The organism is Pseudoxanthomonas sp. J35 (assembly GCF_000513995.1).
GTDB lineage: Bacteria > Pseudomonadota > Gammaproteobacteria > Xanthomonadales > Xanthomonadaceae > Pseudoxanthomonas.
In genome coordinates, this window is the sequence record NZ_AZVB01000003.1 from 129,361 (window position 1) to 152,740 (window position 23,380).

General features: G+C 72.1%; 19 protein-coding genes and 2 pseudogenes. 8 read left to right on the forward strand and 13 right to left on the reverse strand.

Annotation, left to right across the window (positions count from 1 at the left end; translation table 11 throughout):
- Nucleotide 1: 1 nt before the first annotated feature.
- Both PSEJ35_RS0103650 and PSEJ35_RS0103655 read right to left on the reverse strand, forming a co-directional pair.
- On the reverse strand, nucleotides 2–1,282 hold the full coding sequence (locus tag PSEJ35_RS0103650) for an NAD(P)/FAD-dependent oxidoreductase (protein ID WP_037082275.1): 1,281 nt from the start codon (nucleotides 1,280–1,282) through the stop codon (nucleotides 2–4).
- A gap of 16 nt (nucleotides 1,283–1,298) precedes the next feature.
- Nucleotides 1,299–2,609, reverse strand: a complete 1,311-nt coding sequence (locus PSEJ35_RS0103655; protein ID WP_028916616.1) for an MFS transporter — start codon at nucleotides 2,607–2,609, stop codon at nucleotides 1,299–1,301.
- A gap of 107 nt (nucleotides 2,610–2,716) precedes the next feature.
- Between PSEJ35_RS0103655 and PSEJ35_RS0103660 the strand changes: the two are divergent.
- Nucleotides 2,717–3,430: pseudogene (locus PSEJ35_RS0103660) on the forward strand (NYN domain-containing protein); the annotation flags it as partial.
- Between the two features lie 111 nt (nucleotides 3,431–3,541).
- On the opposite strand, the gene PSEJ35_RS0103665 reads toward PSEJ35_RS0103660, so the two are convergent.
- The gene (locus tag PSEJ35_RS0103665) at nucleotides 3,542–5,749 is read right to left on the reverse strand and encodes a primosomal protein N' (RefSeq protein WP_028916618.1); all 2,208 of its coding nucleotides are present in this window, start codon (nucleotides 5,747–5,749) and stop codon (nucleotides 3,542–3,544) included.
- A gap of 436 nt (nucleotides 5,750–6,185) precedes the next feature.
- On the opposite strand from PSEJ35_RS0103665, the gene PSEJ35_RS17560 reads away from it, so the two are divergent.
- Entirely contained in the window at nucleotides 6,186–7,562 is a 1,377-nt protein-coding gene (locus PSEJ35_RS17560) for a hypothetical protein (protein ID WP_051412465.1), read from the forward strand.
- A gap of 22 nt (nucleotides 7,563–7,584) precedes the next feature.
- On the opposite strand, the gene PSEJ35_RS0103675 is transcribed toward PSEJ35_RS17560, so the two are convergent.
- Nucleotides 7,585–8,700, reverse strand: coding sequence for a DUF3667 domain-containing protein (locus PSEJ35_RS0103675; protein WP_028916619.1), 1,116 nt, complete (start codon nucleotides 8,698–8,700; stop codon nucleotides 7,585–7,587).
- 103 nt (nucleotides 8,701–8,803) lie between these two features.
- On the opposite strand from PSEJ35_RS0103675, the gene PSEJ35_RS15275 reads away from it, so the two are divergent.
- Nucleotides 8,804–10,192, forward strand: coding sequence for an MATE family efflux transporter (locus tag PSEJ35_RS15275; RefSeq protein WP_037082278.1), 1,389 nt, complete (start codon nucleotides 8,804–8,806; stop codon nucleotides 10,190–10,192).
- A 77-nt stretch (nucleotides 10,193–10,269) separates the two neighbouring features.
- Nucleotides 10,270–12,174, forward strand: a complete 1,905-nt coding sequence (gene sppA / locus PSEJ35_RS0103685; RefSeq protein WP_028916620.1) for a signal peptide peptidase SppA — start codon at nucleotides 10,270–10,272, stop codon at nucleotides 12,172–12,174.
- Between the two features lie 153 nt (nucleotides 12,175–12,327).
- Here sppA and PSEJ35_RS0103690 read toward each other — a convergent pair whose 3' ends face one another.
- Nucleotides 12,328–12,549 (reverse strand): hypothetical protein, encoded by a 222-nt coding sequence (locus tag PSEJ35_RS0103690; protein ID WP_028916621.1) that lies wholly within the window; start codon nucleotides 12,547–12,549, stop codon nucleotides 12,328–12,330.
- A gap of 75 nt (nucleotides 12,550–12,624) precedes the next feature.
- Between PSEJ35_RS0103690 and PSEJ35_RS0103695 the strand changes: the two genes are divergently transcribed.
- On the forward strand, nucleotides 12,625–13,401 hold the full coding sequence (locus tag PSEJ35_RS0103695) for an SDR family oxidoreductase (protein ID WP_028916622.1): 777 nt from the start codon (nucleotides 12,625–12,627) through the stop codon (nucleotides 13,399–13,401).
- Between the two features lie 43 nt (nucleotides 13,402–13,444).
- On the opposite strand, the gene PSEJ35_RS0103700 is transcribed toward PSEJ35_RS0103695, so the two are convergent.
- From PSEJ35_RS0103700 to PSEJ35_RS0103715, 4 genes are all read right to left on the reverse strand, one after another.
- Nucleotides 13,445–14,242: an endonuclease/exonuclease/phosphatase family protein gene (locus PSEJ35_RS0103700; protein WP_051412466.1), complete on the reverse strand. Its 798-nt coding sequence runs from the start codon at nucleotides 14,240–14,242 to the stop codon at nucleotides 13,445–13,447.
- Nucleotides 14,243–14,298: 56 nt separating this feature from the next.
- Complete coding sequence (locus PSEJ35_RS0103705) at nucleotides 14,299–15,126, reverse strand: thiol:disulfide interchange protein DsbA/DsbL (protein WP_028916624.1); 828 nt, start codon at nucleotides 15,124–15,126, stop codon at nucleotides 14,299–14,301.
- A 71-nt stretch (nucleotides 15,127–15,197) separates the two neighbouring features.
- Complete coding sequence (locus PSEJ35_RS0103710; protein WP_028916625.1) at nucleotides 15,198–15,842, reverse strand: thiol:disulfide interchange protein DsbA/DsbL; 645 nt, start codon at nucleotides 15,840–15,842, stop codon at nucleotides 15,198–15,200.
- Nucleotides 15,843–15,968: 126 nt separating this feature from the next.
- Nucleotides 15,969–16,754 (reverse strand): c-type cytochrome, encoded by a 786-nt coding sequence (locus PSEJ35_RS0103715; protein ID WP_028916626.1) that lies wholly within the window; start codon nucleotides 16,752–16,754, stop codon nucleotides 15,969–15,971.
- A 150-nt stretch (nucleotides 16,755–16,904) separates the two neighbouring features.
- Here PSEJ35_RS0103715 and yihA point away from each other — a divergent pair, with 150 nt between their 5' ends.
- Nucleotides 16,905–17,507: a ribosome biogenesis GTP-binding protein YihA/YsxC gene (yihA, locus tag PSEJ35_RS0103720; protein WP_028916627.1), complete on the forward strand. Its 603-nt coding sequence runs from the start codon at nucleotides 16,905–16,907 to the stop codon at nucleotides 17,505–17,507.
- 25 nt (nucleotides 17,508–17,532) lie between these two features.
- Here the strand turns inward: yihA and PSEJ35_RS0103725 are convergent, their stop codons facing one another.
- Nucleotides 17,533–18,234 (reverse strand): VIT family protein, encoded by a 702-nt coding sequence (locus PSEJ35_RS0103725; protein WP_156924727.1) that lies wholly within the window; start codon nucleotides 18,232–18,234, stop codon nucleotides 17,533–17,535.
- 157 nt (nucleotides 18,235–18,391) lie between these two features.
- Between PSEJ35_RS0103725 and PSEJ35_RS0103730 the strand changes: the two genes are divergently transcribed.
- On the forward strand, nucleotides 18,392–19,771 hold the full coding sequence (locus PSEJ35_RS0103730) for a glutamate--cysteine ligase (RefSeq protein WP_028916629.1): 1,380 nt from the start codon (nucleotides 18,392–18,394) through the stop codon (nucleotides 19,769–19,771).
- Nucleotides 19,772–19,824: 53 nt separating this feature from the next.
- Here the strand turns inward: PSEJ35_RS0103730 and PSEJ35_RS15280 are convergent, their stop codons facing one another.
- The 3 genes and pseudogenes from PSEJ35_RS15280 to PSEJ35_RS15290 all read right to left on the reverse strand — a co-directional run bounded on the left by PSEJ35_RS15280 (nucleotide 19,825) and on the right by PSEJ35_RS15290 (nucleotide 22,680).
- Entirely contained in the window at nucleotides 19,825–21,045 is a 1,221-nt protein-coding gene (locus PSEJ35_RS15280; RefSeq protein ID WP_051412467.1) for a hypothetical protein, read from the reverse strand.
- 102 nt (nucleotides 21,046–21,147) lie between these two features.
- Nucleotides 21,148–21,726: a DUF488 domain-containing protein gene (locus tag PSEJ35_RS15285; RefSeq protein ID WP_051412468.1), complete on the reverse strand. Its 579-nt coding sequence runs from the start codon at nucleotides 21,724–21,726 to the stop codon at nucleotides 21,148–21,150.
- Between the two features lie 51 nt (nucleotides 21,727–21,777).
- Nucleotides 21,778–22,680 (reverse strand): annotated as a pseudogene (locus PSEJ35_RS15290) (manganese catalase family protein).
- A gap of 358 nt (nucleotides 22,681–23,038) precedes the next feature.
- Here PSEJ35_RS15290 and PSEJ35_RS0103750 point away from each other — a divergent pair.
- The gene (locus tag PSEJ35_RS0103750; protein ID WP_028916630.1) at nucleotides 23,039–23,242 is read left to right on the forward strand and encodes a hypothetical protein; all 204 of its coding nucleotides are present in this window, start codon (nucleotides 23,039–23,041) and stop codon (nucleotides 23,240–23,242) included.
- Nucleotides 23,243–23,380 lie beyond the last annotated feature (138 nt).

Consider the following 23,380-nt stretch of genomic DNA (forward strand, 5'->3'; position numbering starts at 1 on the left):
CTCAACGCGGCGGCGCGTCGTCCCGGTCGCGGCCGAGGATGATCCGCGCGCCGCGCTGGTAGCTCCAGTACGCCCACGCCCAGTTGAGCAGCACCGACAGGCGGTTGCGGAAGCCGATCAGGAAGAACACGTGCGCGGCCAGCCAGAACCACCAGGCCAGCACGCCCGACAGCTTGAAGCCGTGCAGGTCCACGACCGCGGCCATGCGGCCGATGGTGGCCAGGTTGCCGAAGTCGCGGTAACGGAACGCCGGCGCAGGCACGCCGCGCAGCCGCGCGCGCATCGCGGTGGCGACGTGCCGGCCCATCTGCTTGGCGGCCGGCGCCACGCCCGGCACCGGCGTGCCGTCCGGCCGCGACACCGCGGCGAGGTCGCCGGCGACGAACACGTGCGGGTACCCGGGCACCGACAGGTCCGGTTCCACCGGCACGCGCCCGGCGCGGTCCAGCGGCACGCCCAGCGAGCGTGCCAGCGGCGAAGCGGCCACGCCTGCGGCCCAGACGATGGTGCGCGAGCGCACGTACTCGTCGCCAAGGCGGTAGCCACCCGCATCGATCGCGGTGACCGGCACGCCGGTGCGCACCTCCACGCCCAGCTTCTCCAGTTGCCGCCGCGCCTTCTCCGAAAGATCCTCCGGGAACGAGGCCAGTACCCGCGGGCCGGCCTCGAGCAGGCGCACGCGCGCGCTGGCCGGATCGATGTGGCGGAACTGGTCGCGCAGGGTGTGGCGGGCGATCTCGGCGAGGGTGCCGGCCAGTTCGACGCCGGTCGGGCCGCCGCCGACGATGGCGAAGTCCAGCCACGCCGCGCGCTCGACCGGATCCTCGCAGGCCTCGGCGCGTTCGAACGCCAGCAGCAGCTTGCGGCGCAGCTCCAGCGCATCGTCCAGCGACTTCAGCCCCGGCGCATGCACGGCCCATTCGTCGTGGCCGAAGTAGGCGTGGGTCGCGCCGGTGGCCAGCAGCAGGTAGTCGAACGCAAGCTCTGCACCATCGTCCAGCTTCACCGTGCGTGCGGCCGGATCGACCGCGGCCACTTCCGCCAGCCGCACTTCGGCGTTGGCCTGCCGGCGCAGGATGTAGCGCAGCGGCGCGGCGATGTCCGGCGCCGACAGCCCCGCGGTGGCGACCTGGTACAGCAGCGGCTGGAACAGGTGGTGGTTGCTGCGGTCGACCACGGTGATGCGCACCGGTGCATTTGCCAGCGCGCGGATCGCCCACAACCCGGCAAAGCCGCCGCCGACCACCACCACGTGCGGGACTTCGGGGCGTGCGGCCGGCATGGGCGTCCTCGTCGGGTCAGTGGGGGTCGTGGTCGATCCGCGAATGCGTGCGCGTGTCCGGCATCAGCAGGTAGACCACCAGCGAGCCTGCGATACAGGCGGTGACGTACCAGTAGAAGCCGCTCTCGATGCCGTGGTGCTTGAACCACAGCGCCACGTACTCGGCGCTGCCGCCGAAGATGGCCACGGTCAGCGCGTAGGGCAGGCCTACGCCCAGCGCACGTACTTCCACCGGGAACAGTTCGGCCTTCACCACCGCGTTGATCGAGGTATAGCCGGTGACGATCACCAGCGCCGCCAGCACCAGCCAGAACGCCTCGCCGGCGCCTTGCACGGTCTGCAACCGCATCATGATCGGCACGGTGAACAGCGTGCCCAGCACGCCGAAGGCGACCAGCACCGGGCGCCGGCCGATGCGGTCCGACAGCGCGCCGACCACCGGCTGCAGCAGCATGTAGATGAACAGCGTCGACGCGTTCACCCGGGCCGCGGCCTCGGTCGACAGCCCGGCACTGTTGACCAGGAACTTGTGCACGTACGTCGTGTAGGTATAGAACGCCAGGGTGCCGCCCATGGTCAGGCCGACCACGGTGAGCACCGCGCGTGGATGCCGCAGCAGCGCGCGCAGCGTGCCCTGCCTGCGCTGGTGCGCCGGCGAGTCGTCGGCCTCGCTGCGCACGAAGGACTCGGTCTCCAGCATGGTCCGCCGCAGCCACAGCGCCACCAGCGCGGCCAGCGCGCCGATCGCGAACGGGATCCGCCAGCCCCAGGCGCGCAGCTGCTCCGGCTCGAGCAGCGCCTGCAGCGACAGCAGTACGCCCAGCGCCAGCAGGTGGCCCAGCACCAGGGTCACGTACTGGAAGCTGGACCAGAAGCCCCGATGCCCGCGGCTGGCCATCTCGCTGAGGTAGGTGGCCGAGGTGCCGTATTCACCGCCCACCGAGAGGCCCTGCAGCAGGCGCGCCAGCACCAGCAGCACCGGCGCGGCGATGCCGATGCTGGCGTAGCCGGGCGTCAGCGCGATCAGCAGCGAACCGCTGCACATCATCCACACCGACAGCAGCAGCGCCGCCTTGCGCCCATGGCGGTCGGCATGGCGGCCCAGCAGCCAGCCGCCGAGCGGGCGCATCAGGAAACCGACCGCGAAGATCGCCGCGGTCTTCAGCAGCTGGCTGGTGCGGTCGCCGCCGGGGAAGAACACCTCGGCGAAGTACAGCGAAAACGCGGCGTAGACGTACCAGTCGTACCACTCCACCAGGTTGCCGACCGAGCCGCTGAGGATGCTGCGCAGGCGCCGGGCGGGCGTGAGTTCGAGGGTCGCTACCATGGCTGGATGATGGCATGACGGCGGCGGGGGATGGCGCGGGCCGCGTCTTGCCGCCGCCGCTACGCCGCTGTGCCAGACTGCCGCCATCCCATTGCATACGGTGTCCCATGGCCGAACCGGAAAAGCGCATCGCCCTGCTGATCGACGCGGACAACGCGCCGGCGGCGAAGATCGACGTGGTGCTTGCGGAAGTGGCGCGCTACGGCGTGGCCAACGTGCGCCGCGCCTATGGCAACTGGAAGAGCCCGCACCTGAAGAGCTGGGAGGCGGTGCTGCACGAGTACGCCATCCGCCCGATCCAGCAGTTCGCCTACTCCACCGGCAAGAACGCCTCGGACATGGCGATGGTGATCGACGCGATGGACCTGCTGTACGCGCGCAACCTCGACGGCTTCGCCATCGTCTCCAGCGACGCCGACTTTACCCCGCTGGTGATGCGCCTGCTCACCGACGGGGTGAAGGTGTACGGCTTCGGCGAGAAGAAGACGCCTTCGCCGTTCGTCAACGCCTGCTCGAAATTCACCTACCTGGAGGCGCTGGGCGTGCCGGAGGCCGATGGCAAGGCCGAGGCGGCCGCGCCGAAGGACGCGCGCGACCTGCGCAGCGATACGCGCCTGGTGCAGATGCTGCGCAGCGCGGTGGAGGCCGGCAGCGGCGACGACGGCTGGACCCGGCTGGACGTGGTCGGCAGCCAGATCAGCAACCAGGCCTCGTTCGACCCCCGCAACTACGGTTACCGCAAGCTCAGCGACCTGGTGAAGGACAGCGGCCTGTTCGAGGTGAAGCAGGACGACAAGACCATCTGGGTGCGCGACCGGCCGCGCAAGCGGGCGGCGAGGAAGAAGGCAGGTTGAGGTCCGGCTTGCCGCGAGGGCTGACGGCTGCGTCCCGGCGGGTTTCCCGGATGCGCTTCGCTTATCCGGGCTACGGGGCTAGTAGAGGTCGACGGGGTCGATGTCGAGCGACCAGCGCGTGCGCCGCGCTTCGGGCAGGGCGTGGATCGCCGGCAGCGCCGCGTCCAGGGAGGCATGCAGCGCGCGGCGCGCCGATGCCGACAGCAGCAGCTGCATCCGGTACAGGCCGGCGCGCCGCGCCATCGGTGCGGTGATCGGGCCGTGCAGTTCCAGCGTGGCATCGGCGCCGGACGCATTGCGCAGCAGCGATTTCGCCGCGAGCAGGAACGCGCCGGCGGCGTCGGCCTGCTGCGCTTCGGCGCGCAGCAACGCCAGGTGCGCGAACGGCGGGAAGCCGGCCGCCTCGCGCAAGGCCAGCTCCTCGTCGGCGAAGCTGTCGTAGCCGCCGCGGATCAGCCCGTGCAGCAGCGGATGCTCCGGATGGTGGGTCTGCCACCACACCTCGCCCGGACGCCGCGCGCGGCCGGCGCGGCCTGCCACCTGGATCAGCAGCTGGGCCAGCTTCTCGCCAGCGCGGAAGTCGGAGGAGAACAGGCCTTCATCGACGCCGACCACGACCACGCGGGTGAGGTTGGGCAGGTCGTGGCCCTTGGCGAGGATCTGCGTGCCGACGAGGATGCCGGGCCTCTCGCCCAGCTCGGCCAGCAGCTTCTGCAGGCCGTCGCGGCGCGCAGTGGTGCCGCGGTCGATGCGCAGCACCGGCCAGTCGGCGAACCGTTCGGCCAGCAGTTCCTCCAGCCGCTCGGTGCCGATGCCCTGCGGCTGCAGCGCCAGGCTGGCGCAGTCCGGGCATGCGGGCGGGCGCGCCTGGCGGTGGCCGCAGTGGTGGCACACCAGCCTGCCGCCGCCGGCGTGCACCGTCATCGGCGTGCCCTGCAGCGCGCTGCTGCAGCGCGGGCAGTGCGCGCTCCAGCCGCAGTCGTGGCACAGCAGCACCGGCGCGTAGCCGCGGCGGTTTTTGAACACCAGTACCTGGCCGCCGTCGCGCAGCGCGGCGCCGATCATGTCCAGCACTTCCGGCGCCAGCCCGGCCTGCAGCGGGCGCTTGCGCACGTCGAGGATGCGCACCGCCGGCGGCCGCGCGTCGCCGGCGCGCTGGCGCAGGCGCAGGTGCGCGTAGCGGCCGGCGCGGGCGTTGTGCAGGGTCTCCAGCGAAGGCGTGGCGCTGCCCAGCAGCACCGGCACGCCCAGCGCCTTGCCGCGCACCAGGGCGAAGTCGCGGGCGTGGTAGCGGATCCCGTCCTGCTGCTTGTAGCTGCCGTCGTGTTCCTCGTCGACCACGATCAGCCCGGCTTCCGGCAGCGGGGTGAACACCGCCGAACGCGTGCCCACGATGACCCGCGCTTCGCCGCGCCAGGCCGCGACCCAGACGCGGGCGCGCTCGTTGTCGTTCAGCCCCGAATGCAGGGCGTGCACCGGGACGCCCAGGCGCGCGCGGAAGCGGGCGAGGGTCTGCGGGGTAAGCCCGATCTCCGGCACCAGCACCAGCGCCTGGCGGCCGCGCGCCAGGCAGTCGGCGATCGCGTGCAGGTAGACCTCGGTCTTGCCGCTGCCGGTGACGCCTTCCAGCACCACCGGGGTGAAGCCCTCGGCGGCACGCAGCACGTCGATCGCGGCCTGCTGCTCATCGTTCGGCGTGGGTCCGGGCTGCGGCGCCGGCGCGGTGGCATGCGCCGGCACCGCGACCCGCTCGGCGTAACCGCGCCTGGCCAGGGCCCGGGCCGCCTCGCGCCAGCCCTCCAGGGTGGAGTCGAGCCGGTCCTCCAGGCAGGGGCCTTCGGCCAGCAGTGCGGCCAGCCGTTGCGGGCGGCTGTTGCGGCGCAGGCCCTCGCGCCCGGTCGCGCCGGCTTCGGTCAGCACCCAGGCCCAGGCATGGGTGTCGGGCAGCGGGTCGGCCCCGCGCAACGCGGCGGGCAGGGCGGTGGCGAAGACCTCGCCGGCCGGGGCGTGGCTGTAGCGGGCCAGCCAGCGCAGCGAATCGAGCAGCTCGCCGGTGAACAGGGGCTCGGGGTCGGGCAGGTCGATGGCCTGGCGCAGGCCGGTGCCCGTCTCCGCCGGGCCCGCGCCCAGCACCACCCCGGCCAGTTCCCGGTTGCCGAACGGCACCCGGACCCGATGCCCGACCAGGGCGGATGTGGCCTCCAGCCCCTCCGGCGGCAGGTAGTCGAACAGCCGGGGCAGCGGGACCGGCAGGGCGACTTGCAGGCAGACAGGGGCGGCGGGCATCGCGGCAGTCTAAGCCAAGGCGCTCCCTGCCCAGACCGGTCGCCGTTTGCCGGCCATTGGTCTGGCCGGCCTGATGAAGGGGGTGTAAACCGCCGTCACAGTTGGAGATTTCGGCTTATCCACACAAGCTGTGGATAAGCTTGTGCATGACAGTCGTGCTTCACGGCGCAACGACCGCATTTCAAGCGGGTCAGTCAGGTTGGTCAAAAAAACGCCACATCCAAAGGGCCTTTGATATCAACCACTTGGCCGTGAAACACCGCGGCGGTACCGGCGCACGGGCGGAAGCCGCCCTGTTGCTGGAGGAAAATTTGCGCTGTGCACAACCACGCAGCCGCCAAGCCTTGTAACAGCGGGCTGGAACAGCTTCCGTGGCCCTGTCAAGGACTCCATCCAGGCACCGGCGGCCGTATCCTGCAGACCCGACGGAGTTCCAATGCACGACCCCTCCTCCCCCCGGACGACGGAACTGCCCGCCGCCCTGAACGCCTTCCTGCGCGGCGTCGAACGTCGCGCCTTCGTATTCCTCTGGCTGCAGGACGGCGACGAGCGTGGCGCCGGCCATGCCCTGGCCGCCGCCATCCGCGCCTTCCCCGGCCCGGCCGCGGCCATGCCGATGGGCGACTGGCCGGGCCGGTTCTGGAAGCTGCTGCTGGCCCTGCCTCCGGGACCCGGGCGCGGCAGCTGGCCGGAAGAGCTGGGCTTCCTCGGCCGGATGCCGCTGCCCGCGCGTCGCGCCCTGCTGCTGCGCCAGGTCGCCGGCCTGGACGAGGCCGCTGCGGCCGAGGCCATGGACCTGGACCTGGCTGGCTACCAGCAGGCGCTGGCCGAGGCCTGCCCGCGCGACGAAGACGGGGCCCCCGACGCCGCCGGCTGGCGCCGCCAGGCCGAGGCGATCCAGCAGGTCGGTCGCCAGCTCACCCCGGAGCGGCTGGCCTGGCTGGGCGAACTGCACGAAGCGGCCCTGGCCGGGCAGTTTGCGCCCCCCGCGTCAGGGGAGCCCGCGCCGGCGGCAGCGGCGTCGCCCGCACCCGCGCCCGGGCCGCGCCCGCCGCGCCGTCCACTGCGCTGGCTGGGCGTGGTCGTCCTGCTGCTCGCCCTGGCCGGTGCGGCCTGGTACTTCTGGCCGAAGCTGGCCTCACCGCTGGCGACCAGCGAAGAGGTGGCCCCGCCGCCGGACGATGGCCGCGTGCACGACGCCGACCCGATCGTGGTGGAGCCCTTGCCGCCCCCGGAAGCCCCGGCCACGCCGCCGGACGGGGAGCCGTCGCTGCCGCTGGCCCTGCAGGAGGACCCGCTGGTGGCCGACCTGGCCCTGCTGTCCTGGTACGCGGCCGGCATGCCCGGCTCGCGGCTGGATCGCGAGCGCGCCGGCCCGGGCGAGGAGTCGCCCGCGTCGCCCCCCGATCCGGATCCGGCCTCGGGCCTGGAAACCTGGTCGCAGCTCGATGCCCAGGCGCAGGCGCAGCTGCGCGCCGCCGCCGCCGAGTTCCAGGCGCTGGACCCGGCGGCACAGGCCGGGCTGCGCGCGCGTTTCGCCGCGCTGGATGCGATGGAGCGCCGCGGCTGGCTGCTCGGCCCCGGGCTGGGCGCCGACTATGCCGCCCTGCAGCCGCTGGTCGGGTTCGTGCCCGAGGACGAGCGCCTGCCGCTGCTGGCCGCGCTGCGCGCGCTGGATGCCAACCAGCGCGCTCGATTGGGCGCGCTGGCGTGGCGCACGCCGCCGGCCGAACGCGCGGCGCTGCGCCGCGACCTGCTGGCCACCGCGCCTTCGCAGCGCGACGCCTGGCTGGAGCAGCGCGAACGCGAGTAGGGCTGGCCCGGCGCGGCCGGCTTCAGAGCCTGGCCAGCGCCCACAGCGCCACGGCTCCGGAGGCGATGGCGAGGACGAAGGCGTAGACCGAGCCGGCGACCAGGAAGCGCAGCGTGGTCGCCAGCCAGCCTTCGCCGTACACGCGCTTCTGCGACAGCAGCAGGTAGACCAGCATCCACAGCACCAGCAGCCAGGCCACCACCCCGGCCGTGGTGCCGGCCGGCGTCTGCTTGAAGTGGTTGGCGACGGCGATCAGGCCGAACTGCGCCATCAGCGCCAGGCACAGGAAGGCGTGGCTGTACAGCGCCACCACCAGGTGCTCGAGGTAGCTGCGGCCGGAGCCGAGGTAGAGCAGTTTCAGCAGCAGCGCGAACAGCGGCACCAGCACGAACAGCGCGCTCGGCACGCTGCCCATCAGCGCCGCGCGGTAGAGGCCGGGGTCTTCGCTTGCACGCTGGAGGTTGCGCTTCAGGCGCAGCCCCTGGCGCGCGGCCCAGTCGTGCTGCGCGGCTTCTTCCCCGTCCACCGCAGGGGCCGGTGCGGTCTCCGTCGCGGCAGCCGTCGTAGCGGGCGCCGCCGCGGACGGCGTGCCGCCCAGTTCGACGATGCGCCGGTCGGCTTCGCGGCGCAGGTCGGCGATGCCCTTGTCGTAGCCGACGTGGGCCGCGGCCAGCACGGCCGGGGTCTGCGCGCGGGCCTGTTCCAGCGCGGCGATCCCAGCGTCGCGGATCCGTTCCACGTCCTCGATCGTGGCGGCCCGCCGCAGCTCGGGCCACAGCTCGACCGGCTGGCCCTGGGCGTCGGCCTGGTTGACGTTGAGTTCGATGTCCAGGCCCAGGTCGACGACGCGGCCGACGAAGAACGCCATCACGCACAGCACCACGAACATGCGCATCGGCGCCACGTAGGGCGCGCGGTGGCCGGCCAGGTAGTCGCGCGCCAGCGCGCCGGGCGAGAGCAGCCTGCGCAGGCTGCGGAAGATGCGTCCGTCCAGATGCCAGAACGACTCGAATACTTCCTCCACCGCGTGCGCGAAGCTGCGCACCGGGTTGTGCGCGGATTGGCCGCAGACGTGGCAGAACGCGCCCTGCAGCGGCGTCGCGCAGTTCTGGCAGGCCGCCGGATGGCTGTCGTTCATCGGTCCGTTAACGGGTGGGGATCGGGCGCGGCTAAGATAGCGGGCTGCCGGAGCCCGGTACCAGTGCTTCCTGCACGGCCGCAGCCCGCTTCCGACGCCTCCCATGTCCCACGCTTCCCCGCCGCGCTTCGGTCGCGAACTGCGGGCCACCGCCACGCTCGCCCTGCCGCTCGTGCTCGGCCATGTGTCCACCGGCCTGATCAGCTTCGTCGACAACGTCATTGCCGGACACCACGGCACGCGCACGCTCGCCTCGGTGACGGTGGGCACGGCGCTGATGTGGCTGCCGATGATGGTGCCGCTGGGCACGCTGATCGCGCTGACCGCGTCGGTGTCGCAGCTGGACGGTGCCGGTCGCCGCCACGAGATCGGGCCGCTGTTCCGCCAGGCGTTGTGGCTGGCGCTGGGTCTGGGCCTGCTGATGTCCGGCTTCCTCAGCGTGGTGCCGCTGGCGCTGGGCGCGTTCGGCATTGCCCCCGACATCATTCCCGGCGCGACCGCGTTCTGCCACGCGGTGCGCTGGGGCGCGCCGGCGATGGTGATGTTCTTCTGCATGCGCTACCTCAGCGAAGGCACGCACTGGACGCTGCCGACGATGCTGCTCGGCTTCGGCGGCCTGGCGGTGCTGGCACCGCTGGGCTACGCGCTGACCTTCGGCGTCGGCCCGCTGCCGGAGATGGGGGCGGCCGGGCTTGGCGCCGCCTCGGCCACGGTGATGTGGCTGCAGGCGCTCACCTTCGCGTTCTACCTGGCAAGGTCGCGGCGGTTCGCGCCGCTGGCGCTGTTCTCGCACCTGGAGCCACCGCGCTGGAGTGTGATCCGCGGCCTGCTCGCCACCGGCCTGCCGATCGGCGTGACCGTGCTCATGGAAGGCGGGCTGTTCATCGCCACCGCGCTGCTGATCGCGCGGCTGGGCGAGGTGCCGGCGGCGGCGCACCAGATCGCGATCAACGTCTCCGCGTTGTGCTTCATGCTGCCGATGGGCCTGGCCGAGGCGACCACGGTGCGCGTGGGCCACGCGCTCGGCGCGCAGGATCCGGCCGGCGTGCGCCGCGCCGCCTACGCCGGCTATGCCATCGTGCTGGGCACCCAGCTGTGTTCGGCCACCGTGCTGCTGCTGGGCCACGATGCGATCGTCTCGGTCTACACCGCCGATGTGGCGGTGGCGGCGCTGGCCTCGACCCTGCTGCTGTTCGCCGCCGCGTTCCAGTTCCCCGACGGCATCCAGGTGATGTCGGCCGGCTCCCTGCGCGGACTGCGCGACACCCGCGTGCCGATGCTGCTGGCCACGGTCGCCTACTGGGGCCTGGGCATGCCGCTGGGCGCCGGGCTCGGCCTGGGCCTGGGGCTGGGTCCGCAGGGGATGTGGGCCGGGCTGATCACCGGCCTGACCGCCGCCGCGATCCTGATGGGCGCGCGCCTGAACTGGCGCCTGCGCAACCTGCCGCCGCCGGTCGCCAGCGAACCGCCGCCTGGTGGCACCCTGACTTAAGGCGTATGAAAGCCTGCGGCGCTGGGGCTATCCTGCCTGCGTAGAACCCGCATGCCCTCCGCCGGAGCCGCTCCCCGATGATCCCGCCCCCCCTGCCGCCGCGCCGCAATCCCGTCGCCACGTTCTTCGTGGGCCTGTGGGACGTGATGAACTTCACCCGGCGACTGATCCTCAACCTGCTGTTCTTCGGCCTGCTGTTCCTGGTGCTGCTGGTGTTCGTGGCGGCGCTGGGCAAGGGCAGCGGCGTGAAGCCGCTGCAGGAGCGCACCACCCTGGTGATCGCGCCGGAAGGGCGGCTGGTCGAGCAGTTCTCCACCGACCCGGTGAGCCGGGCGTTCGCGCGGGCGGTGGGCGATTCCTCGGCCGAGGAGATCCAGCTGCGCGACCTGCTGCGCGCGATCGAGGCGGCCAAGCAGGACAAGCACATCGAACGCGTGCTGCTGCAGCTGGACAAGCTGCAGCCGTCGGGCATGGCCTCGATGCGCGAGGTGGCCAAGGCGCTGGCCGAGCTGCGCGCCAGCGGCAAGCAGCTCGTCGCCTACGGCGAAGGCATGAGCCAGGGCCAGTACCTGCTGGCCGCGCAGGCCGACGAGATCTACCTGGACCCGATGGGGTCGCTGCTGCTGGAAGGCCTGGCCCGTTACCGCCAGTACTTCCGCACCGGCCTGCAGGACAAGCTGGGCGTGGACGTGCACCTGTTCCGCGTCGGCGAGTTCAAGTCGGCGGCCGAGCCGTACATCCTCGACGCCGCCTCGCCGGAGTCGAAGGAAGCGGACCTGTACTGGATGAACGACGTCTGGCAGCGCTACCTGGCCGACGTCGCCAGCGCGCGCGGGCTGGATCCGGCGCAGCTGGGCGCGCAGATCAACGCGCTGCCGGAAAGCATCGAGGCCGCCGGCGGCGACCTGGCCCGGCACGCGCTGCAGATGAAGCTGGTCGACGGCCTGAAGACCCGCGAGGAAGTGGAGCAGCTGCTGGCCGAGCGCGGCGTGGCCGACGAGGACGACGAGCGCGGCTTCCGCAACATCTCGCTGCAGGCCTACCTGGCCCAGGTCGACAGCAGGCGCCTGCCGGTCGACAAGCGCCCGCAGGTGGCGGTGGTGGTGGCCGAAGGCGAGATCACCGGTGGCGACCAGCCGGCCGGCCGCATCGGCGGCGAATCGACCGCCGCGCTGCTGCGCCAGGCGCGCGAGGACGAGGACGTGAAGGCGGTGGTGCTGCGCGTCGATTCGCCCGGCGGCGAAGTGTTCGCCTCCGAGCAGATCCGTCGCGAGGTCGAGCTGCTGAAGGCCGAAGGCAAGCCGGTGGTGGTGTCGATGGGCGACCTGGCCGCGTCCGGCGGCTACTGGATCAGCATGGATGCCGACCGCATCTACGCCGACCCGTCGACCATCACCGGTTCGATCGGCATCTTCGGCCTGGTCCCGAACTTCACCCGCACCCTGGACAAGATCGGCGTGCACACCGACGGCGTGAGCACCACCCGCTTCGCCGGCGCCTTCGACGTGACCCGTCCGCTGGATCCGGAAGTGGGCCGCGTGATCCAGGCGGTGATCAACAAGGGCTACGCCGACTTCACCGGCAAGGTCGCCGCCGCGCGCGGCAAGCCGGTCGAGGAAGTGGACGCGGTCGCCCGCGGCCGCGTGTGGAGCGGCGCGCAGGCGAAGGAGCGCGGCCTGGTCGACGAGCTGGGCGGCTTCGGCGATGCGGTCGCCGACGCGGCCTCGCGCGCAAGCCTGGAGGACGGCAAGTACCGCGTGCGCTACATCGAGAAGGCGGCGTCCCCGTTCGCGCAGTTCGTGTCCGGTTTCGCCGGCACCCGCATCGGCGGCGTGCTGCTGCACGACTCGGGCCTGGCCCGCGCCGCGCTGGCCCGCACCATGCCGGAAACCGAGGCGCAGCTGCGCTTCGTCGAGAACGCCCTGCGCGACCGCAACGGCGCGCCGGTGAAGTCGCTGGCCTACTGCTTCTGCGGCCTGTGACCCGGCGAGGCGGCGGGCCCATGCCCGCCGCACCCGCCCCGTAGAGCGGGGCTTGCCCCGCTGCTTCTTCACCCGGCCCGGCACATCCGGCGTGGGAGTCGGGCAAGCCCGACTCTACGGGGATCGCGCGCGGCCTTCCGGTGGCGCCTTGGCTCAGCCGCCTTCGGCGGCGTCGACCGCGGCCTTCTGCCGGTCGGCAGCGTCCTGCAGGGTCTGCCCGGTCGCGCGGGCCTTGTCCTGCGGTGCGCGGATCGCATCGCGCAGCTCGGTATGGGCCTGTGCCTGCGGCTCCGGCGGTTGTTCGGTCGGCGGCGGTTCGGGCCGGCAGGCGGCCAGTGCCGCGCTCGCGGCAAGGGCCAGCGCGCAGGCGCGCATGGCGGCCGGATGCGTCGGGCGGCGGATCGTTGTCATCGCTGCACTCCCGTGGAAGGCCGGGGTTATCCTACGCCCATGACGACGAACCGGTGGCGGCTGGACGGGCAACTGGCGCTGGTGACCGGCGCCTCCGCGGGCATTGGCCTGGCGATCGCACGCGAGCTGGCCGCGCTGGGCGCGGACCTGCTGCTGGTGGCGCGCGCCGAGGACGCACTGCAGGACGTGCGCGACGAACTGGCCGAACGCCATCCCTCGCAGGACATCCTCGCCATGTCCGCCGACGTGGCCGACGACGAGGACCGCCAGGCGATCCTCGACTGGGTCGAGGACCAGGGCGAAGGCCTGCACATCCTCGTGAACAACGCCGGCGGCAACGTCACCAAGGCCGCGGTGGACTACACCGAGGACGAGTGGCGGCGGATCTTCGAGACCAACCTGTTCTCGGCCTTCGAGCTGTCGCGCTACGCGCATCCGCTGCTGGCGCGGCATGGCGCCTCGTCGATCGTCAACGTCGGCAGCGTCTCGGGCATGACCCACGTGCGCAGCGGCGTGGTCTACGGCATGAGCAAGGCCGCGCTGCACCAGATGACCCGCAACCTCGCCGGGGAATGGGCCGAGGACGGGATCCGGGTCAACGCGGTGGCGCCGTGGTACATCCGCACGCGGCGCACTTCCGGGCCACTGTCGGACCCGGACTACTACGAGGAAGTGATCGACCGCACACCGATGCGGCGGATCGGCGAACCGGAGGAGGTCGCCGCGACGGTCGCGTTCCTGTGCCTGCCGGCGGCCAGCTATGTCACCGGCGAATGCATCGCTGTCGACGGCGGCTTCCTGCGCTACGGGTTCTGAGCGCGGCGGCGCACGGCGTCGCCGACACCGCAGAGGCCGCGCCTCAGGTGCGCAGGGCGCTCTCCGGCACTTCGATTTCCATCGCCAGGGCCAGGTGGTCCGAATACGCCGCCGGCACCGCCTTCGAGCCCATGCAGCGCAGCTCGCCGCTGACCAGGATGTGGTCGATCGCGCGCTGCGGCTTCCAGCTGGGGAAGGTGGGCACCGGGCATTCCGGCGGGCGCAGGGTGGTGCGGCGGTAAAGGACTTCCATCTCCGGCTGGTCGGGCAGGCAGTTGAAGTCGCCCATCAGCACGGCGTTGGGATGGTCCTGCAGCACCTCGGCGATGAACGACAGCTGCGCCAGGCGGGAGCGCGCGCCCAGCGACAGGTGTGCCACCGCCACGGTCAGGCCTTCGCGGTCGTCGCCGAAGTGCGCCAGCAGCACGCCGCGGCCCTTGATCCGGCCGGGCAGGGAATGGTCGCTGGTCCGCACCGGTTCCAGCTTGCTGAGCAGGCCGTTGGCGCTGGAGGCCACGCCGCCGACGCTGCGGTTGGGCTGGTGGGTCCAGTAGTGGAAGCCGGCGCGCTGGGCCAAGTAGTGGGTCTGGTTGGTGAAACCCGAGCGCAGGCTGCCCGGGTCGCTTTCCTGCAGGCCGACGATGTCGTGGCCGCTGGCCAGCTTGGCGATCGCGTCCAGGCTGGAGCGCTTGCGCCCGGCCGGCAGCGCGTGCGACCAGCTGCGGGTCACGTAGTCGCTGTAGCGACGGGTGCTGGACCCGGCCTGGATGTTGGCGCTGAGCACGCGCAACCGGCGGGCGCCGGCTGCGCCTTCGCCGGCATCGTCGGCCGGCGGCTGCATGCGGGGTTCGTCGTGGGCGGGCGTGGGGGTGCCCATGCGGTCGGTGCGGCGGCGCCTCAGCGCGCGCCGCGCTCCTGCGCCACCAGCCAGTCCACCGTCTGCAGCATCTTCTCCGGACCGGCGGCCGGGATCGGCACGGTGTACTTGCCGTTGACCACGATGGTCGGGGTCGCGTCGATCTTCGAGCGGACCGCGAACTGCTTGGCGCGGTTGATCTTGGCGTCGATGCCGAAGCTGTCGAAGGTGTCGGCGAAGCGCTTGGGGTCCACGCCGTACTGGGCGTAGAACGGGGCCAGCTCCTTCGCGCCGACGTTGGCGGACACCGGCAGGCTGCGCTGCACGTGGATGGCGTTGAACACCGCGTCGTGGGTCTGCGGCAGCACGCCCAGCGCCTCGGCGGTGAAGTAGGCGCGCGCGTACGGGGTCCAGTAGCCGCCGAACGCCGCCGGCACGTGGATCGCGTTGACGTCGGCCGGCTGGCGCTGCTTCCAGGCCTGGTACACCGGCTCGAAGTGGGCGCAGTGCGGGCAGGTGTAGCCGAACACCTCGGCCACCTCGATGCGGCCGGTGGCCGGCTGGAACGGCTGGCCACCGCTGATCTCGATGTAGTCGACACCGGCGACCGGGGCCGGACCCTGCGGCGCGGCCGGCGCGGCCGGCGCGACCGGGGCAGCCGGCGCGTCCGGGGCAGCCGGCGCGTCCTGCGCCGGAGCGCTGGCGGCTTCGCCCTGCGGCGCGGCCTCCGGAGCGGCGGTGGGCGCGGTTTCGGCCGGCGCGGCGGCCGGGGCCTCGGCGGGGGCGGCCGGAGCCGGGGCCTCGGGGCCCGAACAGGCGGCCAAGGCCAGCAGGAACGGCAGGGTGAGGCTGAGGTGGCGCTTGCTCATGGATGGTCTCCTGGAAGCAGAGGTTGGGTCGGCGGCCGTCAACGCAAGGTCGGGATGGCCGCCGCCGGGGGTCATTGGCCGGTCTTCATGCGCTGGCGTTCATGCGCCACCAGCCAGTCGGCGATGCGCAGCGAGTCCTCGAGGCTGCTGCCGCGCACGCGGTAGCGGCCGGCGACGATCAGGGTCGGGGTGGCGTCCACGCCGCTGGCGATGGCGAACTCTCGCGCCTGGCGCATGCGCGCCTCGACCGAAGGATCGGCCAGCGCCGCGCGGACGCGCTCGGCGTCGACGCCGTAGCGCGAATAGAAGGCCGCCAGCTCCTGCGCGGTCGGGTTGCGCGGCAGCTCGCCGTCGCGGTGGATCGCGGCGAACACGGCGTCGTGGCTGCGCGCCAGCAGGCCCAGGTCGGAGGCGGCGAAGTAGGCGCGCGCCCAGGCGTCCCAGTAGCCGCCGAACACCGCCGGCACCGGCACCAGGTCGACGTCGCGGCCCTGGCGGGCCTTCCACGCCTTGAGCATCGGCTCGAAATGGGCGCAGTGCGGGCAGGAGTAGCCGAACAGTTCGGCCACCTCGATCCGGCCGGGCCTGGCCGCCCATGGCTTGCCGCCCGGGATCTCCACGTAGTCGCGCCCGGCCACCGGCGCATCGGCGGCCGCGGCGGGCCCCGGCAGCCAGGCCAGGGCGGCGAGCAGGAGTCCGGACAGCAAAGCCTTCATCGATGAGTCTCCCGGCAGGGGCCGGCGGGAATGTCCGCCGGCGGAAAAAACGACGCCGGCCCTGGGGCCGGCGCGAGTCTGGAGAGAGGGACCGCGGCCATCAGACCGCGCCGGCGCCGCGAAGTTTCAGGACTGCGGTTCGCCGGCAGCGGCGACGTCGTCGGCACGCGGGTGCAGGCCCTGCATGTAGCTGGACAGCGCCCCGATCTCTTCCTCGGTCAGCGAACGGGCCACCTTGGCCATGATCTGGAAGCGGGCCGGGTCGCGCTCGCTGGTCACGCCGGCCTTGTATTCCTGCAGGCGGCGGGCGGTGTAGTCGGCATGCTGGCCGCCCACGTGCGGATAGCCCGGGCCCGGGTTGCCGGCGCCGGCGGGGCCGTGGCAGGCCATGCACGCCGGGATGCCGCGCTCGGCGTCGCCGCCTCGGAACAGCTTCTCGCCGATCTGGTAGTACTTCAGGCCGGCGTAGGGGCCCTGGGTGACCTCGCTGTCGTCGGCCACGCCGGCGCCGGACTTCTGCCTGGCGAAGAAGGCGCCGACGTCGCGCATGTCCTGCGGGCTCAGCGACTGGGCGAACGGCACCATCACCGCGGCCAGGCCGCTGTGGCGCTCGCCGCTGGCGAACAGGGCCAGCTGGCGGGCGATGTAGAGCTCGCCCTGGCCGGCCAGGCGCGGGTACATCGGATCGACCGGGTTGCCGTCGGCGCCATGGCAGGCGGCGCAGGTGGCGGCCTTGGCGGCGCCGGCCTCGGCATCGCCCCAGTGGGTCTTGCTCAGGTCCACCTCGAGCGGGGCCGTCTCCACGGGCGCGTTGTCCGGCACCGGCACCACCGTGGTCTGGGCGGCGTAAGCAGCGACGGTGGCGACCGCGAGGGCCAGTCCGGCAAGGGCGAAAACGCGAGCGTGGCGCATGCTAGAGCTCCGGGAACCCGATCAGGAGGCGGCGGTGAACGGCCGCGAAACGTCGGGATTATCCCTGTGGCGGGGCGCGACGGTCAACGAAATCCCCGCCGTGGCCGGCCAGCGCAGCCCGGCCGTGCCGACTCGTGCGATCCTGTGCGCATGTCCAATCCCCTCGAGAAGGCCCGCTACCTGGGCTCCGCGCACACGCCCGCGCAGCTGCCGCCCGATGGCGGCTTCGAAGTGGCCTTCGCCGGCCGCTCCAACGCCGGCAAGTCCAGCGCGCTCAACGCCCTGACCCGGCAGAACGCCCTGGCCCGCGTCTCCAAGACCCCCGGCCGCACCCAGCAGCTGGTCTATTTCGAGGTGGCGCCGCAGCGCTACCTGGTCGACCTGCCCGGCTACGGCTACGCCAAGGTGCCGATGGAGATGAAGGCGCACTGGGAGCGCTTCCTCGACGGCTGGTTCCAGACCCGCCAGGCCCTGCGCGGGCTGGTGGTGGTGATGGACATCCGCCATCCGCTCAAGGACTACGACCGGCAGATGATCGACTACGCGATCGGCCGCGGCCTGCCGGCGCATGCGCTGCTGACCAAGGCCGACAAGCTCGGCCGCGGCCAGCAGGCGCAGGCGGTGCTGGCGGTGCGGCGCGAGCTGGCCGCCGCCGGCGCCGGCCACGTCGGGGTGCAGGCGTTTTCCAGCGAGAGCAAGCAGGGCGTGGACGAGGTCCGCGCGGTGGTGTCCGGCTGGCTGGAACTGGCCTGAGCGGAGCGGCCGTGTCGGCGGCCGCTCAGACCGCCACGTCGAACAGGCCGCCGATGAGGTGGGCGGCGGCCATCGCCGCCGCGCCCCAGAACCCGACCCGCAGCGCGCCGCGCAGCATCGGCGCGCCGCCGGTCCAGGCGGCCAGTGCGCCGGACAGCAGCAACCCGACCAGGGTGGCCGAGGTGACCACCAGGCCGGTGGTGGCAGGCGGCGAAAGCAGGGTGGCTGTGATCGGCAGCACCGCGCCGGCGCAGAACGCGGCGGCCGAGGCTGCGGCCGCCTGCACCGGGCGCGCGCGCAGGCTCTCGCTGATGCCCAGTTCGTCGCGGGCGTGCGCGCCGAGCGCGTCGTGCGCGGTGAGCTGCTCGGCGACCTGGCGCGCCAGTGCCGGGTCCAGGCCGCGCTGCCGGTAGATCTGCGCCAGTTCCTCCAGCTCCGCTTCGGGGTCCTCGCGCAGCTCGCGCTTCTCGATGGCCATGTCGGCCTCTTCGGTGTCGGCCTGCGACTGCACCGAGACGTACTCGCCGGCAGCCATCGACATCGCGCCGGCGACGGTGGCGGCGATGCCGGCGGTGAGGATCGCGCCCGCCTCGGCGCCGCTGGCGGCCACGCCGACCACCACGCCGGCGACCGAGACGATGCCGTCGTTGGCGCCCAGCACCGCTGCGCGCAGCCAGCCCACCCGTTCGGTGCGGTGCAGTTCGGGATGGCGGCTGCGGTGCTGCAGGCGGGTCTGTGGCATGCGCCCAAGCCTACCCCATGCCGTCGTGCCGGCCGGCGGAATGCTGCACGCCCGCCGGCGAAACGTCGGCGCGGGCGCCGGCCACGTTATAGTTCGCACCCATCCACGCGGCCGCGCGGCCGCCGCCCCACGCGAGCCGCCCTTGTCGAGTCCCAGCCACGTCGCCGATACGCCGATCACCCAGCGTGCCCAGCTGGTCGAGTACCTCGCTTCCGGCGAGAAGCCGCGGGGCGACTGGCGCATCGGCACCGAACACGAGAAGTTCGGCTTCCGCCTGGACGACCTGCGGCCGCCGGCGTTCGACGGCGAGCGCGGGATCGAGGCGCTGCTGCTCGGCCTGACCCGCTTCGGCTGGACCCCGGTCCAGGAAAGCGTCGATGGCAATCCGCCGCGCACGATCGCGCTGCTGCGCGAGGGCGCCTCGGTGACCCTGGAGCCGGCCGGCCAGCTGGAGCTGTCCGGCGCGCCGCTGCCCGACATCCACCAGACCTGCGTCGAACTGGGCACCCACCTCAACGAGGTGCACCAGGTTTCCGACGAACTGCAGCTGGGCTTCCTCGGCATGGGTTTCCAGCCGAAGTGGTCGCGCGCGGACATGCCGTGGATGCCCAAGGGCCGCTACCGGATCATGCGCGAGTACATGCCGAAGGTCGGCGGCCTCGGCCTGGACATGATGACCCGCACCTGCACGGTGCAGGTCAACCTCGACTTCGCCTCCGAGGCGGACATGGTGAAGAAGTTCCGGGTGTCGCTGGCGCTGCAGCCGGTGGCCACGGCGCTGTTCGCCGATTCACCGTTCACCGAGGGCAGGCCGAACGGCTACCTCAGCTACCGCTCGCACATCTGGACCGACACCGATCCGGACCGCACCGGCATGCTCGACTTCGTGTTCGAGGACGGCTTCGGCTACGAGCGCTACGTCGACTACCTGCTCGACGTGCCGATGTATTTCTCCTACCGCGACGGCGTGTACGTGGATGCCAGCGGGCAGAGCTTCCGCGACTTCCTCGACGGCCGGTTGCCGGCGCTGCCGGGCAAGCTGCCGACGCTGCGCGACTGGTCGGACCACATGACCACCGCCTTCCCCGAGGTGCGGCTGAAGAAGTACCTGGAGATGCGCGGCGCCGACAGCGGCCCGTGGTCGCGGCTGTGCGCGCTGCCGGCGTTCTGGGTCGGCCTGCTGTACGACGACGCGGCGCTGGACGCGGCCTGGGACCTGGTCAAGGACTTCTCCCTTGAAGAGCGGCATGCGCTGCGCGATGGCGTGCCGATGCACGCGCTGAAGCTGCCGTTCCGCGGCGCCACCGTGCGCGAGCTGGCATTGCAGGCGCTGGAGATTTCCGCCGCCGGCCTGCGCCGGCGCGCCGCCTGCAACATCGACGGCATCGACGAGTCGCGCTTCCTCGAGCCGCTGCTGGAGATCGCGCACAGCGGCGTGACCGCCGCCGAGCGCAAGCTGGAGCTGTTCCACGGCCAGTGGAACGGCGACATCGACCAGGTGTTCCGCCAGTTCGCCTACTGAGGCGCGCGGCGCGGCTGCCGCGCCTCGCGCAAGCCGGCCCCGCGGCCGTCCGGCTAGCGGTTGCGCAGCAGGCCCTTCAGCAGCTTCTTCGCCGCGCCTTCCTCCGGCTGCTCCCGGTCCGTGCGCCGGCCATCGTCGTCCTGCGGCATCGCTCCGGACAGGTCCATGCCGAGGATCGCGCTGGTGGTGGACTTGCTGCGCACGCGCACGTTCCATTCCGGGTTCCAGGGCTGCTTCGGATCCGCCGGCCGCGGCGGGTACGCGATGTTGGTCTCCGGACCGTAGGCCATCATCGAGAGCATGCCGGCGTCCTGGAAGATGCCTTTCGGGATCGCGCAGGCGGTGGTGGCAGGCGGCAGCAGCACCTTCTCCCCGATCCAGCGGTCGATGGTGGCGCCGGTGAGGTACTGCATCACGCCCTGGCCGGCGTCGGGCACCTCGGCGCTGCTCCACATCACCACGTCGCGGCCGCGGTTGCCGACGGCGTGGAGGAAGTACGCCCTGGCGTTGTCGACCGGCTGCCAGCGCAGGTCCAGGCCGGTGGCCGGGGAACCGCTGCTGGACAGGGCGATCGCCGGCATGAAGTCGGCGCTGCGGCCCAGTTCGAACTGCAGCGATCCGGGCACGCCGGCGCCGGTGATGCGGTGCGTGCCGGCCAGCGAGGCGTTGGCGGGCGCGCGCTTGCGCGCCTGGCGATTCGGCCACAGCACGTAGGACGGATCCGGGTCGATGTCGCGGTCGGGCGCGTAGCGACCCTGCTGCGGGTCGCCGCTGACGTCGACCTTGCCGTCCTTCACGCGGACGACGAACTCGCGTGGCTGGCCGGGACGGACCTCGCTGCCGCAGCCCCAGTAGAACAGCATGCGCATCTCGCCATCGCGCGGCATGCCGATGTCCTGGCCCGGCCCGCGCTCGTGTGGCGCCTGCGGCTTGGCCGGCGGCGGCAGCAACGGCAGCGCGGACCCGAGGCCGAGCCCGGCCGGCACCTGCTGCTCGGCCGGTGCGCCGGGGTTGAGCCGGTTGTGCAGGGCCACGTCGAGGAAGCGGCCGCTGCCGGCCGGATGGCGCGTGTCCGGCCACTGCAGCTGGCCACCGCCGCCGCCCATCATCTTCGCCAGTCCGCCCAGCGCGCCCATGTCCGGCATGCCCGCCATGTGGTGGGTGGCCACGTCGATCCAGACCCGGGTCGGGGGCGTGGAAGAGGGAGCGCTGCTTGCGGGCAGCGCCAGCAGCAGGGCAATGGCGAGGAGGCCGGTCGGCGGGCGCGGCTTCATGGGATTCCTTCCGGTGGAGTGGATATCCCTAGAGCGCGGAATCGGGCCGGAAGCGGCCACGCCGGGCAAAGGACACACGGGGGGCCAGCCTCCTCGCGAGCCTCAGGACGAGGCCTCGTCCGCGAACAGGCCACCCTGCGCGGGCGGGTAGACCAGGTGGCCGGCTTCCATGCGTGCCAGCGGATGCTGCACGTGCGGCTGCGGAGGCTTGGCATCCATGATGTGCAGGATCTCCATGCGCCGGGACAGCAGGTCGGCGATCAGCCGCCGGTGGCATTGCCACCACAACAACTCGGCGCACATCAGCGCGGTCCGTTTCGTACGCGCCAGCTCCAAAGCGCGGGCGAGGGCGTCGGCGAATTCCCCGCCGGCCATGTGGTCGGCGTAGCCCTGGAAGGAGGCGTTGCGCCAGCCGCCATTGGGCGAGCCCGGCTGGACCTTGCGCCGGCCGCCCAGCTCCGGCAGCCACAGGTAGGTGATGCCGGCATCGGCCAGCCCGCCGTCCATCGCCTCGCTGCCGAACCAGCGATAGCGACGCGAGCCCGGATGGTGACGCACGTCGGCGATGGCCTCGATGCCGTGCAGCTGCAGAAGCCCGACGAAGTCCTGCCACGGGCGTGTCGAATGGCCCACGGTCCAGATGCGGGAGGGTGCCGGGATGTCCTGCGTGTTCTCGCTCATGGCCGCGCGTCCGCGGCGGTGGCAGGTGCCATCCGCCGCGTCGGCAGAGACTCAGCGCTCCCCGGGCGCGCCGGTGGTCGAGCCCGCGCCCGGACCGGCGCCCAGGTCCGCGCCGGTCACCCGGTCCAGCTCCGGATTGGAGCGGGTACGCAGGCGCATCGCCTCGTCGGCCTCGGCTTCCACGCCGTCCAGGCCCACGGTCGCGGTGCCGCCCTCGCCGTCCACCGCCGCCTGGCGTTCACGGTCGGAGACCTTTTCCCACAGTTCGCTGGAATTCCACGGACCGTCCTGGTCGCCGGGACCCTGCGACATGTCGAAAAAGACGTCGGTGAAGCGCGGGTCACCCGGCAGCTTGCCCGGCGGGAAGTTCGGTTCGATCGCGTACAGCGCCTTCTCGAACGACTTCTGGTGGGCGATCTCGCGGGTCATCAGGAAAGTGAGCGCGTCCTTGATGCCGGGATCGTCGGTGACGTTGATCAGGCGTTCGTAGACGATCTTCGCGCGCGCCTCGGCGGCGATGTTCGAACGCAGGTCCGAGGTCGGCTCGCCGATCGAGTCGACGTAGGCCGCGGTCCACGGCACGCCGCTGGAGTTCACCAGCGCCGGACCGCCACCTTAGAGGATCTGCTGGGTGTGGCTGGTGCTGTTCCGGGTGAGGTTGCGCATCTCCATCGCCTCCTCCATGCCTTCGGAAAGCACCGCCTTCGGCCCACGGTTCAGCATGGCGATGATCGAGCCGATGATCTCCAGGTGGCTGAGCTCCTCGGTGGCGATGTCGTAGAGAAGGTCCTTGCGCCCCGGGTCGGCGTCGCCGATGGCCTGGGTGAAGTAGCGCATCGCCGCGGCAAGCTCGCCCTGCGGGCCACCGAACTGCTCCAGCATCAGCGAGGCCAGGTCCGGATCGGGCTGGGCGACCCGCACGGTGTACATCAGGCTCTTGTTGTGGATGAACATGTCGTCTCCTGCGGCCGTGAGGCCGTATTCGTGGGCGGCCTCGCGGCCAGGCTTGGACGGATCACCGCAGGCGGGCGTCCCCTGGCGGGGATGCGGTGGATCGTTCCGGCGTCCGCTTGCGCGGGTTCCTGCCCGCTGGCGTGGCGCGATGCGTCCATGCGCAACCGATACTGGGCGCGCGCGGATCAAGGAAACGTCTTGTTTGCGGCCCTCGCTGCAATCGATCGCGATCGCGCGACGGACGGTTCCGGGATGTAAAACAGGCGTTCACTGCCAACCTGCAGCCCGGCTAACGGTGCCGGGCCCACAGTGATACCCAGCCAGTGCAATCCCGCCCTGGCCGATCGAGGAAGTCGAAATGGGCAACCAGCAGAATCGCGACGACCAGAAGCAGGACCAGAACCGCCAGCAGAACCAGCATAACGACCAGGGTCGGCAGAACCAGCAGGGCGGGCAGCAACAGCAGCAGCGCGACCAGGAGCAGCAGGACCAGCAGGGCCGCCAGCAGCAGGAACAGAACCAGCGCGACCGCCAGGGCCAGCAGGGCGGCCAGCAGCGCTGAGCCCCCCGCTTCCCGGTACGAGGGCCTCCATCACGGAGGCCCTTTTCGTTTGTGCGTTGCGAAACGTGGCGGGCCGGAGCCGGGTGCAGGAGATCGGCCGGCTGGTGATCCACCGCCCGAGGGGTTGGGCGCGCGAGG

Excerpts from the sequence above, each read along its gene's own strand:
- PSEJ35_RS0103650 (WP_037082275.1), bottom strand. The coding sequence starts at position 1,282 with ATGCCGGCCGCACGCCCCGAAGTCCCGCACGTGGTGGTGGTCGGCGGC.
- PSEJ35_RS0103655 (WP_028916616.1), bottom strand. The coding sequence starts at position 2,609 with ATGGTAGCGACCCTCGAACTCACGCCCGCCCGGCGCCTGCGCAGCATC.
- PSEJ35_RS0103665 (WP_028916618.1), bottom strand. The coding sequence starts at position 5,749 with ATGCCCGCCGCCCCTGTCTGCCTGCAAGTCGCCCTGCCGGTCCCGCTG.
- PSEJ35_RS17560 (WP_051412465.1), top strand. The coding sequence starts at position 6,186 with ATGCACGACCCCTCCTCCCCCCGGACGACGGAACTGCCCGCCGCCCTG.
- PSEJ35_RS0103675 (WP_028916619.1), bottom strand. The coding sequence starts at position 8,700 with ATGAACGACAGCCATCCGGCGGCCTGCCAGAACTGCGCGACGCCGCTG.
- PSEJ35_RS15275 (WP_037082278.1), top strand. The coding sequence starts at position 8,804 with ATGTCCCACGCTTCCCCGCCGCGCTTCGGTCGCGAACTGCGGGCCACC.
- sppA (WP_028916620.1), top strand. The coding sequence starts at position 10,270 with ATGATCCCGCCCCCCCTGCCGCCGCGCCGCAATCCCGTCGCCACGTTC.
- PSEJ35_RS0103690 (WP_028916621.1), bottom strand. The coding sequence starts at position 12,549 with ATGCGCGCCTGCGCGCTGGCCCTTGCCGCGAGCGCGGCACTGGCCGCC.
- PSEJ35_RS0103695 (WP_028916622.1), top strand. The coding sequence starts at position 12,625 with ATGACGACGAACCGGTGGCGGCTGGACGGGCAACTGGCGCTGGTGACC.
- PSEJ35_RS0103700 (WP_051412466.1), bottom strand. The coding sequence starts at position 14,242 with ATGCAGCCGCCGGCCGACGATGCCGGCGAAGGCGCAGCCGGCGCCCGC.
- PSEJ35_RS0103705 (WP_028916624.1), bottom strand. The coding sequence starts at position 15,126 with ATGAGCAAGCGCCACCTCAGCCTCACCCTGCCGTTCCTGCTGGCCTTG.
- PSEJ35_RS0103710 (WP_028916625.1), bottom strand. The coding sequence starts at position 15,842 with ATGAAGGCTTTGCTGTCCGGACTCCTGCTCGCCGCCCTGGCCTGGCTG.
- PSEJ35_RS0103715 (WP_028916626.1), bottom strand. The coding sequence starts at position 16,754 with ATGCGCCACGCTCGCGTTTTCGCCCTTGCCGGACTGGCCCTCGCGGTC.
- yihA (WP_028916627.1), top strand. The coding sequence starts at position 16,905 with ATGTCCAATCCCCTCGAGAAGGCCCGCTACCTGGGCTCCGCGCACACG.
- PSEJ35_RS15280 (WP_051412467.1), bottom strand. The coding sequence starts at position 21,045 with ATGAAGCCGCGCCCGCCGACCGGCCTCCTCGCCATTGCCCTGCTGCTG.
- PSEJ35_RS15285 (WP_051412468.1), bottom strand. The coding sequence starts at position 21,726 with ATGAGCGAGAACACGCAGGACATCCCGGCACCCTCCCGCATCTGGACC.
- PSEJ35_RS0103750 (WP_028916630.1), top strand. The coding sequence starts at position 23,039 with ATGGGCAACCAGCAGAATCGCGACGACCAGAAGCAGGACCAGAACCGC.